The sequence below is a fragment of the Photobacterium sp. Hal280 genome (genome assembly GCF_037162255.1).
In the GTDB taxonomy this organism is placed as follows: Bacteria; Pseudomonadota; Gammaproteobacteria; order Enterobacterales; family Vibrionaceae; genus Photobacterium.
In genome coordinates this window covers 190012-202207 of record NZ_JARLUO010000001.1, presented here as the reverse complement: position 1 = coordinate 202207, position 12196 = coordinate 190012, and the positions used below count along the sequence as shown (strand labels likewise).

General features: G+C 53.0%; 10 protein-coding genes. 7 read left to right on the top strand and 3 right to left on the bottom strand.

Translation table 11 applies throughout. The features are described 5' to 3' along the window. Positions 1 to 10: 10 nt before the first annotated feature. Together P4S53_RS00950 and P4S53_RS00945 are read right to left on the bottom strand one after the other, a co-directional pair. On the bottom strand, positions 11 to 1507 hold the full coding sequence (locus tag P4S53_RS00950) for a CoA-acylating methylmalonate-semialdehyde dehydrogenase (RefSeq protein WP_337110956.1): 1497 nt from the start codon (positions 1505 to 1507) through the stop codon (positions 11 to 13). Between the two features lie 58 nt (positions 1508 to 1565). After that, on the bottom strand, positions 1566 to 2846 hold the full coding sequence (locus P4S53_RS00945; RefSeq protein ID WP_337110955.1) for a thiolase family protein: 1281 nt from the start codon (positions 2844 to 2846) through the stop codon (positions 1566 to 1568). A 212-nt stretch (positions 2847 to 3058) separates the two neighbouring features. Here P4S53_RS00945 and P4S53_RS00940 point away from each other — a divergent pair, with 212 nt between their 5' ends. The 6 genes from P4S53_RS00940 to P4S53_RS00915 all read left to right on the top strand — a co-directional run bounded on the left by P4S53_RS00940 (position 3059) and on the right by P4S53_RS00915 (position 10452). Beyond that, positions 3059 to 3433 (top strand): MerR family transcriptional regulator, encoded by a 375-nt coding sequence (locus P4S53_RS00940; RefSeq protein WP_337112033.1) that lies wholly within the window; start codon positions 3059 to 3061, stop codon positions 3431 to 3433. Positions 3434 to 3534: 101 nt separating this feature from the next. Continuing rightward, positions 3535 to 4704 (top strand): isovaleryl-CoA dehydrogenase, encoded by a 1170-nt coding sequence (locus P4S53_RS00935; protein ID WP_337110954.1) that lies wholly within the window; start codon positions 3535 to 3537, stop codon positions 4702 to 4704. A gap of 65 nt (positions 4705 to 4769) precedes the next feature. After that, positions 4770 to 6377: a carboxyl transferase domain-containing protein gene (locus tag P4S53_RS00930; protein WP_337110953.1), complete on the top strand. Its 1608-nt coding sequence runs from the start codon at positions 4770 to 4772 to the stop codon at positions 6375 to 6377. 37 nt (positions 6378 to 6414) lie between these two features. After that, positions 6415 to 7308 (top strand): enoyl-CoA hydratase-related protein, encoded by an 894-nt coding sequence (locus P4S53_RS00925; protein ID WP_442958632.1) that lies wholly within the window; start codon positions 6415 to 6417, stop codon positions 7306 to 7308. Continuing rightward, a complete protein-coding gene (locus P4S53_RS00920; RefSeq protein ID WP_337110951.1) occupies positions 7301 to 9496 on the top strand; it encodes an acetyl/propionyl/methylcrotonyl-CoA carboxylase subunit alpha in 2196 nt (731 codons plus the stop codon). The genes P4S53_RS00925 and P4S53_RS00920 overlap by 8 nt, the downstream gene beginning before the upstream one ends. Next, positions 9493 to 10452 (top strand): hydroxymethylglutaryl-CoA lyase, encoded by a 960-nt coding sequence (locus tag P4S53_RS00915; RefSeq protein WP_337110950.1) that lies wholly within the window; start codon positions 9493 to 9495, stop codon positions 10450 to 10452. Before P4S53_RS00920 ends, P4S53_RS00915 begins: the two co-directional genes overlap by 4 nt. Positions 10453 to 10515: 63 nt before the next feature. Here the strand turns inward: P4S53_RS00915 and P4S53_RS00910 are convergent, their stop codons facing one another. Next, positions 10516 to 10791: a hypothetical protein gene (locus P4S53_RS00910; RefSeq protein WP_337110949.1), complete on the bottom strand. Its 276-nt coding sequence runs from the start codon at positions 10789 to 10791 to the stop codon at positions 10516 to 10518. Between the two features lie 325 nt (positions 10792 to 11116). Between P4S53_RS00910 and P4S53_RS00905 the strand changes: the two genes are divergently transcribed. Then, a complete protein-coding gene (locus tag P4S53_RS00905) occupies positions 11117 to 12160 on the top strand; it encodes a hypothetical protein (protein ID WP_337110948.1) in 1044 nt (347 codons plus the stop codon). Positions 12161 to 12196 lie beyond the last annotated feature (36 nt).

Sequence of the window (12196 nt, the reverse complement as noted above, 5' to 3'; positions counted from 1 at the left end):
CAGGTCGTCATCAATGATCCATATTGATCGTCAGATTAGGCCCTTTCGGGATGTCGTCATCAAACCAACGCGCTGTCACGGTTTTGGTCTCTGTGTAAAAACGGACGGCCTGCTTACCATAAGCATGTAAGTCACCATAGAAACTGCCGCGCCAGCCCGTGAATGAGAAAAATGGCAATGGCACAGGAATCGGCACATTAATCCCCACCTGACCAACCTGAATTTCATGCTGAAACTTGCGCGCCGCAGCGCCGTTGGCGGTGAAAATAGACGTCCCGTTTCCGTAAGGGTTGTTGTTGATGAGCGCAATGGCTTCTTCAAGCGAGCCCGCTTCGACACAGACCAGCACAGGACCAAAAATTTCCTCGCGGTATATGCTCATCTCAGGGGTGACGCCACTGAATAAGGTCGGCCCGACCCAGTTCCCGTTCGGGTAATCTTTCACTGTGCATTCAGTGCCATCCAGTTCACACACCGCCCCCTGTGCTTTCCCTTCCTGAATCAGTCGCAGAACCCGTGTTTTGGCCTCCGCACTGATCAGCGGGCCGTAAGCGGCATCTTCTTCATCCCAGCCGCCGGGCTTCATGGCGGCCATGGCTTCTTTCAGCTCGGGTATCCAGGCTTTTGCGCCGTCGACAAATACAGCAACTGATATGGCCATACACCGTTGACCGGCCGCCCCGACGGACGCCCCCACCAGATTGTTGATCACCTGTGCTTTGTTCGCGTCAGGCATGACAACCAGATGGTTCTTCGCACCCGCGAACGCCTGAACCCGTTTCAGATTGTGTGTGCCGGTCTGATAGATATAGCGGGCGACCGGCACGGAGCCGACAAAAGACACAGTGCGGATATCCGGATGCTCCAGCAGATGATCCACCTGGGCTTTGCGGCCATGGACGACCTGAAGCACACCGGGAGGCGCACCGGCCTGTTCGAACAATTCCGCCAGCCGGACTGATGTCAGCGGCACCTGATCGGACGGTTTAAGAACGAAGGTATTACCGGCCGCGATAGCCAGCGGGAACATCCACAGCGGAATCATGGCCGGAAAATTAAATGGCGTGATTCCGCTGCAGACACCCAGTGGCTGAATCAGAGAGTAAGTGTCGATGTTCGTGGCGACATTTTCAGTGGTTTCACCCATCATCAGGCTGGCAATGTTTGCTGCCTGTTCAACCACTTCAATCCCGCGCCAGACATCCCCTTTTGCGTCGGCCAGAATTTTTCCGGTTTCACTGGACAGCAAACAGGCCAGCTCATCATGGTGCGCTTTGAGCAGTTGCTGGTAACTCAGCATCAACCTGGCCCGTTCAGGCACGGGCACCGTTTTCCATTTTTCAAAGGTGGCTTTGGCACTGGCGATGGCTTGGTCAATCTCGGCTGTCAGTGCGCATGGCAGATGGGCGATCACCTCGTTGGTCGCGGGGTTGGTCACATCAATCCATTCATCTGACTGCGACTGGCAAAATTTTCCTTCAATAAACAGAGGTACTTTCTCAATCATTTTCACGTCCTCTCACCTGTCTTTCCATTGCTGGCGTTACCGCTGCCAGACACGAATATCACTGAGCCGGTAATTCGATAGCGATCGCTGTAGCTTCCCCGCCACCGATACATAAAGAAGCAATGCCTTTGCTGGCAGCGCCATCTTCCTGTTGTTTGCGGCGAAGAGCATGGATCAGGCTGACAATGATGCGGGCACCACTGGCCCCTATCGGATGCCCCAGGGCGCAGGCACCGCCATGAATATTGACCTTATCGGCGTTTAAATGCAGTTCACGCACCGCAATTTGCGTCACGACTGCAAACGCTTCATTGATTTCCCACAAATCCACCTCTTCGACTGACCAGTTCAGACGATCCAGTAACTGACGGATGGCGTCGACAGGTGCCAGGGTAAACTCAGACGGCAAACGGGCATGGGTTGTCTGACCGCGAATGATCGCTACGGGGGCCAAACCATGATGGCGGGCAGTGTCACTGTCCATCATCAGCAACGCGGCGGCGCCATCGGCAATAGCGCTGGAATTGGCGGCGGTCACTGTCCCGTCTTTGGCAAATACCGGTTTCAGCTGCGGGATTTTTGCCGGATCCACTTCATTGGGGTGCTCATCTGTTTTGACCAGATGCTCTCCGCGACGATCAGCCACCACCACCGGACAGGTTTCCTGATCAAACCAGCCATGCTCTATGGCCAGACGCGCCCGCTCCACTGACATTGCGGCCCAGTCATCCATGTCTTCACGGCTGAATTGCAGTTCATCCGCAATCTGCTGGGCATACACGCCCATCAACTCACCCTCGTAAGCATCCTGTAAACCATCCAGAAAAATATGATCTTCCGTTGTCTGATGCCCGAGGCGAAAACCGCCTCTGGCCTGCCGGAGAAGGTACGGTGCATTGGTCATGCTTTCCATGCCACCGGCCACCGCAGTGTGAATACTGCCGGCACGGATCATATCCGCTGCCAGCATTACAGTTTTCATTCCGGATCCGCAGACTTTATTCACGGTCACGCAACCGGTAGAAATGGGTAAACCGGCATTCAATGCCGCCTGTCGGGCTGGCGCCTGACCACAGCCTGCCGGTAGTACACAACCCATCAGTACTTCATCGATGTTCAGACCACCGGGCTGATCAGGCGCTAATTCATCGGCGAAAATGCCAATACTTTCCAGAGCGCCTTTAATCGCATACGCCCCCAGTGTCGTTGCTGATAAAGAAGAAAACTGCCCCTGAAAACTACCCAGTGGGGTTCTCTTGGCAGACACGATCCAGACTTCCTTTTCAGGCTGCTGAGACTCGCCGCGTTGGGGTGCGGCTGTCTTGGTGGTGGTTTCCATGACCCGGCTCCACTTTTCTTGACGTTTACGTAAGCATAGCACTAACATTTACGTAAACGTTAAGAAACAAAACAACAACAATGTCACTTCTATTTGGTTGATAGGCGTACAGAATTGTTGCCATGATGCCGGCCAGGCCAGCGTTCTGACACCACTCTGTGACAGTCGGTTATTCAGTCCCGCTTAATCCGCAACGAGAGGACAGCAGCGTGGTGAACACCTTTAAGATCAGTGAACTTGCCAAAGAGTTTGGTATCACCACCCGCAGCATTCGTTTTTACGAAGATGTGGGCCTGCTCCAGCCAGACAGAGAAGGTGCCATACGCATCTATCAGCGGCGGGACAAAACACGGCTGAAATTAATTTTGCGGGGAAAACGATTGGGGTTTTCGCTGGCCGAAATCCGTGAACTGTTTGACCTGTACGATACCAACCAGAGTGACGGTCAATTGCGGCAAATGATCACAATGATCGACGAAAAACAGCACAAGCTTCAACGTCAGTTAGATGACATCAAAGTCGTGATGGAAGAACTCAATGCCGCAAAAAGCCGGTGTAAGCTGGCACTGAACGGTAAAGCGAAATAACAATGACCCGTTGGCGAACCGCCAACCTGGTATGACAACACCTTGTTGAGAATACAGCCGTTTCTCAGGACCAGTCCGGTCAACGGATGAAGGGAGATCCTATGAAAGACCTGTTTACCCCGCTCAACTTCGGCCTTGGCGAAACGCTGGATATGTTACGCGATCACGTCAACCACTTTGCCGCCGATGCCATTGCCCCCATTGCTGAACAAATTGACAAAGACAACCAGTTTCCGTCTCACTTATGGACGGCGCTCGGTGAGATGGGTTTGCTGGGGGTGACTGTCAGTGACGAATTTGGCGGTGCCGGTATGGGCTATCTGGCGCATGTGGTCGCCATGGAAGAAATCAGCCGCGCTTCAGCTTCTGTTGGACTGAGTTACGGTGCGCATTCCAACCTGTGTGTCAATCAGATTTTCCGCAATGGCACCCAGGCACAGAAAGAAAAATACCTGCCTGGCCTCATCAGTGGTGAACAGGTCGGCGCGCTGGCCATGAGTGAAGCCAATGCGGGCTCCGATGTGGTCAGCATGCAGCTCAGGGCAGACCAAAAAGACGATCGCTACATTCTGAACGGCAATAAGATGTGGATCACCAATGGTCCGGATGCCCATACCTTTGTGGTCTACGCAAAAACAGATACTCAGGCAGGCTCGAAAGGGATCAGCGCCTTTATCATCGAACGAGACTTCCCCGGCTTCACCCGCGCCCAGAAGCTCGACAAATTAGGCATGCGCGGCTCCAACACCTGCGAACTGGTGTTTACCGACTGCGAAGTACCGGCTGATAACTTGTTAGGCCCGCACAACAAAGGTGTCGAAGTGCTGATGAGCGGGCTGGACTATGAGCGGGTAGTTCTGGCAGCCGGGCCGCTGGGCATTATGCGCGCCTGTCTGGATGTCTGCCTGCCCTATATCCACGACCGAAAACAGTTCGGAAAATCCATCGGGGAATTCCAGCTGGTACAAGCCAAAATCGCGGATATGTATACGCGAATGAACGCAGCCCGGGCCTATGTTTACACAGTCGCTGCGGCCTGTGATCGCGGTGAAACCACACGCCAGGATGCTGCGGGTGTCATTCTTTACTGCGCTGAACTGGCCACCCAGATGGCGCTGGATGCGATACAACTGCTGGGCGGTAACGGCTATATCAACGAATTTCCGACCGGCCGCCTGCTGCGGGACGCCAAGCTGTATGAAATTGGTGCGGGGACATCGGAAATTCGTCGCATGCTGATCGGCCGGGAGTTATTTGAGCAAAGCCGTTAAACAGGATTTTAAAGGCGATTCACTGAACGCAGTCACCAGAACACAGTCAACAGGGACACGGCATCATGGCAATCTTAGACAGTCATATTCAGACACATGACTCACAGTTCCGGCACAACCAGCAGGCCATGGCTGAGCTGGTCGATGAGCTCCACACGCGCCTTGCTCTTCAGGTGCAGGGTGGCGGTCAAGACGCACAGGCGAAGCAACGCAAAAAAGGCAAACTCCCGGTCAGAGAACGGATCGACAACTTACTTGATTCAGGCAGTCCCTTTCTTGAAATCGGCCAGTTTGCGGCCTGGGAAGTCTATGACGAGGCCATCCCCTGTGCGGGCGTTGTCGCCGGTATTGGCCGCGTGTCAGACACTGATGTCATGATCATCGCCAACGATCCGAGCGTGAAAGGGGGCACTTATTACCCGCTGACGGTGAAAAAGCATTTACGGGCACAGGAAATCGCCGAACGCTGCCACCTGCCCTGCCTGTATCTGGTCGACTCAGGCGGCGCTAACCTGCCCCATCAGGCTGAAGTTTTTCCGGACAAAGAACACTTCGGGCGGATCTTTTTTAATCAGGCCAGAATGTCAGCCAAGGGGATCCCTCAGATTGCCATCGTCCTTGGCTTATGTACGGCAGGTGGTGCGTATGTGCCTGCCATGGCCGATGTCGCCGTTATGGTGAAAAATCAGGGCACCATTTTTCTGGCCGGTCCGCCATTGGTGAAAGCGGCAACCGGCGAGGATGTCAGCGCAGAAGAGCTGGGTGGCGCCGATGTGCACTGCAAAACATCCGGTGTTGCTGATTATTACGCCGATGATGAGTACCACGCACTGGCGCTCGCCAGACAGGCGGTCGCCAGTTGTCACCGCCCTGTACCACTGACAGAACAACCAACGTCTGTTCTGCCTCCCCGGTACCCTGCCCGCGAGATCTATGGCATTGTCGGCACCGACCTGCGCAAGCAAATTGATGTCCGTGAAGTGATCGCCCGGCTGGTTGATGGATCAGATTTTGATGAATTCAAAGCCTTGTACGGCGACACCCTGGTCTGCGGCTTTGCCCGTTTACACGGCTACCCCATCGGTATTGTTGCCAACAACGGCATTCTGTTTTCCGAGTCTGCGCAAAAAGGGGCGCACTTTATCCAACTGTGCAGCCAGCGCAACATCCCTTTGTTATTTCTGCAAAACATCACTGGATTTATGGTCGGGAAGAAATATGAAGCAGAAGGCATCGCCAAGCATGGTGCCAAAATGGTAATGGCGGTTGCCTGTGCCAATGTGCCGAAATTCACTGTCATCATCGGCGGTTCTTATGGCGCAGGGAATTATGGCATGTGCGGCCGTGCTTACGATCCCACCATGATTTGGATGTGGCCAAACGCCCGGATATCCGTGATGGGTGGTGATCAGGCAGCCGGTGTACTGGCACAGGTCACGCGGGACAACAAACAGCGTCATAGCGAAACTTGGTCTGCTGAAGAGGAAGAAGCCTTCAAAGCCCCGATCAAAGCACGCTATGAGCAAGAGGGATCACCGTATTTTGCCAGTGCCCGCCTGTGGGATGACGGGATTATCGATCCCGCGCAAACCCGTGACGTACTCGGTATTGCGTTGCAAGCGGCAGCCAATGCGCCTGCCGAAAGCACACAATTTGGCATATTCCGAATGTAACCGCTGACATCTGTGAGGATGGATCATGACTTCTAAGATGACCCCTGTATTTCAATACAGCGATACCGCAGAAATTCTCCATGCGACCGCCAGTGACCCGGTGCTCTGTACCATCAGCCGTCAGGGGATTGCCACACTCACACTGAACCGCCCGGAGAAAGCCAACGCCTTTGATGATCAGCTGATTGCGGCAATCCGGCATTATCTGCAGCGGTTGGCAAGTCATCCGGATGTCTCCGTGCTGGTGTTACGCGCATCGGGCAAACATTTCTCGGCCGGTGCTGATCTGCGCTGGATGAAAGCCATGGGACAGAAAAGACGCCATGACAACCTGAACGACGCGCAGGCGCTGGCCTTTTTAATGAATGAGCTGGATACCTTCCCCCATCCGACCATTGCCGTGGTGCAAGGCTCCGCTTTTGGCGGTGCGCTGGGCCTGATCTGCTGTTGCGATATCGCCCTGGGCAGTCAGGAGACGCGCTTTTCTCTCAGCGAGGTCAAGCTCGGACTGATTCCGGCAACCATTGCCCCTTACGTCTGCCGTACCATAGGACAACGGCAGGCCAGACGCTTCATGCTGACCGCTGAAACTATCGATGCTGACATGGCGCGTCAGCTTGGCATACTTCATGAGGTCAGCAGCACAAATCATGAGCAGACAACCGACTCTGCAAGCCTAGATGAATTGCTGGAACAAACCCTTGCTCGTCTGCTGGCGAACAGTCCGGCCGCGATGACTCAGGTCAAAACCCTGTGTAAGCTTTGTGAACAGCGGCCAATCGATGGGGCTCTGATCCGACAAACCAGTGAAATGATCGCCGATATCCGGATTTCCCCTCAGGGGCAGGAAGGACTGAACGCCTTTTTTGAGCAGCGTCTGCCAGCCTGGGTGAAACACAATACAACAGGGCAAGGAGAGCACAATGAGTAAACCCGAGGACTTGCTGCAGCCCGTTTCTGAGCATCCGGCACATCATGCCCAACACACAAGGATAAGTGAAATGGACACCGCGCAGACCCCTATCCGTCGCTTACTGATTGCCAACCGGGGAGAAATTGCCTGTCGGGTCATTCACTCCGCCAAGTCTATGGGGATCACCACGATTGCGGTGTATTCTGATGCAGATCGCCATGCCAAGCATGTCCGTATGGCGGACGAAGCGCTCTATATCGGCCCATCCCCTGCGCTGGATTCTTATCTGGCCATCGACAAACTGATCAACGCCGCGTCAGCCAGCCAGGCTGACGCTGTTCATCCGGGCTACGGCTTCCTCTCGGAAAATGTGGCGTTCGCCAAAGCCTGTCACCGGCACGGCATTATTTTTGTCGGGCCCGGCCCGGATGCCATGGCGGCGATGAGCTCCAAATCAGATGCGAAAGCCATCATGGAAACGGCTGGTGTCCCCTTGTTACCCGGATACCATGGCGATGACGACAGCCTTGAAAATTTAACCGCCGAGGCAAGCCGCATCGGCTATCCTGTCATTCTCAAACCGGCGCTGGGCGGTGGCGGCAAAGGGATGAAAATCGTGCGTCAGCAAAGCGATCTCGCCGAGGCAGTGCTGTCTGCGAAGCGGGAAGCAAAATCCGCTTTTGGCAATGACAAATTACTGTTAGAAAAATACCTCACCGAGCCCCGTCATATTGAAGTCCAGATTTTTGCTGATCAGCACGGCGACTGTGTTTATCTTTCCGATCGTGACTGTTCTGTTCAGCGACGCCACCAGAAAATCATCGAAGAAGCACCTGCGCCCGGCCTCAGCGACACACTTCGCCGTCAGATGGGTGAAGCGGCTGTTCAGGCGGCACAGGCCATCGACTATGTTGGGGCGGGCACGGTCGAATTTCTGTATGACGCCCGGCAACACACCTATTTCTTCATGGAAATGAACACCCGGTTGCAGGTTGAGCATCCGGTCACTGAAATGATCACAGGTCAGGATTTGGTGCAATGGCAGATCCGGGTGGCCGAAGGCCGGCCCTTACCGCTGACTCAGTCTGAGATCCAACATCAGGGGCATGCGGTGGAAGCCAGGCTCTATGCAGAAGATACGCAGCAAGACTTCCTGCCGGCCTCTGGCCTGATTCACTTTCTCAGCGAACCGGATTCTGCCGCATTCTCTGCGGGCAAGGTGCACGCAGTCGGCGCTCGTATCGACAGTGGGATCACGAAAGGTGACACTGTCACTACCCACTACGACCCGATGCTGGCGAAAGTTATTGCCTGGGGGGATAACAGAGCTTCTGCCCTCCATCAGTTACAGTCTGTCTTGTCTCAGTATCAGATTGGCGGGCTTGCCACCAATATCCAATATCTGCAGCAAATTCTGGCTCACCCGTCTTTTATCCAGGGCCAGCTGAGCACACATTTCATCGAACATCATCAAGACGCCCTGCTGGCAAAGGTTGTCAGCACGATTTCTGTACATACACCGGACGGCGCTGAATATCAGTTACCCCGTCACTTAGTACTCAGCGCTGCCAGTTTGTGCCTGCTGCAAAACGAGGCGGATCAGCAGTCCGGCTGGCGGCTTAACCAGGCAGCACAACACCTGATCACGCTGTATGATGCAGAAATGACGGCTAACACCTTTCGTTTCGTGACAGATCAAGCCGATCGTAATCAGTTACATCTCACCCAATGTTCAGTCGATCCATCGCAGCATGTTGGTGATGAAAAACCCGTGCTATCCCCGCTGTCCCTGCGCTTGCTGGCGACAAGAACCGTTCAACCGGTCACGGACGTCACGCTTGAGGTTGAAGGAAAACACGAGCAGATACGTCTGGTGTTCGATCATGCAGCGCAAAGTGTCATGACCTTCACCGGACAGGAACAGTGCGTTTATCAGCTTCGCCCAAGCTTTGGGCCGCATGAGTCAGCCGAGAAAGACAGTCCGACGGCGCCGCTAAATGGCATCGTGGTTGACGTATTGTGTCAGCCGGGAGATAAGGTAAACAAAGATCAAGGACTGATTGTGATTGAAGCCATGAAGATGGAATACACAGTGCGCGCTCCCCATCAGGGCCAGGTGTTATCTGTTTTAGCGGGCGCAGGTGATCAGGTACAGCATGGCCAGGAGCTGGTTCAGCTCAGCCCGGCCACCGATTCAGCCGATTGAAACCAGAGTGTGTAAATAATGACAGCTTTTTTCCTGCCACCAGCGATCTGCCGAGTCGGGTAAAAATCGTCGAGGTTGGCCCGCGAGACGGACTTCAGAATGAAGCCAATGTCAGCCTCAGCGATAAAATTCAGTTGATTGATATGCTGTCAGCAACCGGGCTGACGCACATTGAGTCCGGGTCTTTTGTCTCTCCGAAGTGGGTGCCGCAGATGGCCGACTCGGCCGAGGTGTTCCGCCGCATTCACAGAGCACCGGGCATTGTGTATTCAGCCCTCACGCCCAATGCCAAAGGTGTTGATCTCGCCATTGCTGCCGGTGCCGATGAAATTGCCATTTTCGCTTCCGCATCCGAAGGCTTCAGCCAGAAGAACATCAATTGCAGTATTGCCCAAAGCCTGGTTCGGTTCGAGCCTGTGTTACTGAATGCCAAACAGCGCAATCTCCGTGTCCGCGGTTATCTTTCCTGCGTCACCGATTGTCCTTACGACGGGCAGACAACGCCAGAGCAAGTTGCCAGTGTCGCCAGGCTGCTGTACCAGATGGGTTGTTATGAAGTGTCACTGGGCGATACCATCGGCAAAGCCACGCCACTGCGTTTTGCACGTATGCTGGATGCCTGTCTCTCTCATATCCCTGCCGATGCACTGGCCGTGCATTGCCATAACACCTGGGGACAGGCGCTGGCGAATATTTACCAGGCGCTTTTGATGGGGATCAGCACTGTGGATGCCAGTGTCGCCGGGCTTGGCGGTTGCCCTTATGCGCCGGGCGCAAGCGGTAATGTGGCAACCGAAGATGTGGTTTACCTGTGCGAACAATCCGGTATATCAACAGGCGTTGATCTCATGAAGTTGGCTCAGGCGGGTGATTTCATTTGCAGGCAGCTGGGTAAGCCCACGGCTTCAAATACAGCAATGGCACTGTTAGCAGGCAAGTCGGATATCAATCACTGATCAAATGTAAAAAGCATGGCCAACCCGATTGCTGGCCATGCTTTCTACTCCGGTGAAGGCAATTCAGTCAGAACGTAAATATCGCTGTTCTGCTTCCAGCTCATTCACCACTCGCCATACCTTCTGCTCACGTCGTTGCTTGGTATCCGATGACATGTTTAATCCGGCGCCTTTCAGCGAATCATCAGGCCCGACATATTGATCAATATGCTCATTAAACATGGTCCGAAACTCTTCCATCGTCGGCATACAATAATGTTCTTTTTCGTAGACTTCGAAAATATGTTCTACTTTTAGTGAGATATCACGTTTGATTCCATCAAAATCTGACATATCCATCTTACACCTCACCACAAATAACCTATACAGACTTGTATAGATTTTCTAATCCAGATTAGTGTAGCCCAGTTCTGTGACAATAAAGTTGCCATTTCAAGGGCAAAATATTCGCAAATCATTCCTATTTGCGATAACCCACCGCTGCAAAAGCGATTTCCTCCCATTTCCACACGGGGCACTTTGATCATTTTCATTTGTTGCTGCCAAAACTTAGATCAACTTCGAATTTTTATATGTCATGATTAAATCACTCAATCCCATTTTCAGTGGCTATACTTAATTGGCTTGAGTTTCAATTTGTTAGCATTCGGTTTCGAGGGCTTACATGCGGTGTCTGCCAATTTTCAGAACAATTCTGGCATCAGTTATCTGGCTTTGTTTACCTGCGGTTTGTCTGGCAGATGACCCGCCGGACATCGATCCCCGTCTGCTCATCGAAGACGGTCCGGAGGACATTATTTTTTCAGGCTGGCTGGACGAAACACAAACTTCTCTGTCCGACACCATTACTGATATGAGTACCAACATTGATCAGTTTCTCAGCCTTGAGGATGATGAAGAACCGATGGTCAATGAAAGCTATCTGCGAATTCGCATCAAACCGTCTTACACCCACAGAGACTATTTTAATTTCGACTCCAGTGTCTCTTTACGTATGGATCTTCCACACACGGAAAAAGACTGGAAACTGATTTTTGAAACAGATCCAGAAGATTACGGCAGCCTGGAAGATAAAGAGCGTGGCCTGGTTGACACAACCCGCACGGAAAACAAAGGTGCGATTGGCGGTGTCCGCCTTGAAAGCCGCCAGTTTGGTGAGTGGTATGCCGATTTTGATGTGGGCTTAAAACTTCGCTTACCGTTAGATCCCTTCGTCCGGGCTCAATTTCGCCGGGTGGACAGACTCGTTGATGGATGGACTTCGCTCGTCAGACAAGAAGTGTTTTACTATCACCGCAAAGGGCCTGGCAGCGTCACTTCGGCAGATTTCTACTACACGTTGGAACCTGCTGAACTCACGATTCTGAGAATCGGCTCAAGCGCACAATTCCTGGATAATGATCATAACTGGCAATTTGTGAACCTGGCTGAAGTTTATGACCGTATCAGTAATCGTAATTTATTCACTTATTCGATCGGCATGAGTGCCAACAGCCGCCCGGACTTAAGCGTGGAGAACGCCTGGCTATCATTCAGCTGGCAACGACGACTGCATAAAGACTGGCTTTATATGAAATTAACTCCCACAGTCAACTTTCAGGAAGAGTATGACTATAAAGCTAATCCAGGCCTTCTGGCCGAAATAGAATTGTATTTCACCAAAAACCGACAATTTAACCAGCTTTACCGCAGCATACCCAAGCCCTGATGTTACGACAGAGTAAACCGCACAAATCCAGTGTGT

Coding starts and splice junctions, on each gene's coding strand:
- P4S53_RS00950 (WP_337110956.1), bottom strand. CDS start 1,507: ATGATTGAGAAAGTACCTCTGTTTATTGAAGGAAAATTTTGCCAGTCG.
- P4S53_RS00945 (WP_337110955.1), bottom strand. CDS start 2,846: ATGGAAACCACCACCAAGACAGCCGCACCCCAACGCGGCGAGTCTCAG.
- P4S53_RS00935 (WP_337110954.1), top strand. CDS start 3,535: ATGAAAGACCTGTTTACCCCGCTCAACTTCGGCCTTGGCGAAACGCTG.
- P4S53_RS00930 (WP_337110953.1), top strand. CDS start 4,770: ATGGCAATCTTAGACAGTCATATTCAGACACATGACTCACAGTTCCGG.
- P4S53_RS00925 (WP_442958632.1), top strand. CDS start 6,415: ATGACCCCTGTATTTCAATACAGCGATACCGCAGAAATTCTCCATGCG.
- P4S53_RS00920 (WP_337110951.1), top strand. CDS start 7,301: ATGAGTAAACCCGAGGACTTGCTGCAGCCCGTTTCTGAGCATCCGGCA.
- P4S53_RS00910 (WP_337110949.1), bottom strand. CDS start 10,791: ATGGATATGTCAGATTTTGATGGAATCAAACGTGATATCTCACTAAAA.
- P4S53_RS00905 (WP_337110948.1), top strand. CDS start 11,117: ATGCGGTGTCTGCCAATTTTCAGAACAATTCTGGCATCAGTTATCTGG.